The sequence below is a fragment of the Paraburkholderia sp. SIMBA_054 genome, from assembly GCF_046534875.1.
GTDB lineage: Bacteria > Pseudomonadota > Gammaproteobacteria > Burkholderiales > Burkholderiaceae > Paraburkholderia > Paraburkholderia hospita.
Genome location: NZ_JAWRXV010001559.1, coordinates 1 through 241, shown reverse-complemented (window position 1 = coordinate 241; position 241 = coordinate 1). Strand labels below are relative to the sequence as shown.

Below are 241 nucleotides of genomic sequence, written 5' to 3'. Positions count from 1 at the left end.
GTCGCCGGCAGCCACATGAGGTAGACCTATGCCATTGCCTGTACTCGTTGTCGACGATTCGACACTCGCCCGCAAACTATTGATCCGCTCGCTGCCCGAGGAGTGGGACATCGAGATCACCCAGGCGTCGGACGGCGCGGCCGCGCTCGAGCTGTATCGCGCCGGCAAGGGCGCCGTGATGTTTCTCGATCTGACGATGCCCGTCATGAACGGCTTTCAGGTGCTCGAAGCGATCCAGCAC

Annotated in this window: 1 protein-coding gene; it reads left to right on the top strand. The window is 62.2% G+C overall.

Features of this window, described 5'->3' with window-relative positions; genetic code table 11:
* Window positions 1–28: 28 nt before the first annotated feature.
* The coding region (locus tag SB822_RS60290; RefSeq protein WP_410859541.1) for a response regulator at window positions 29–241 on the top strand (213 nt) is incomplete at its 3' end.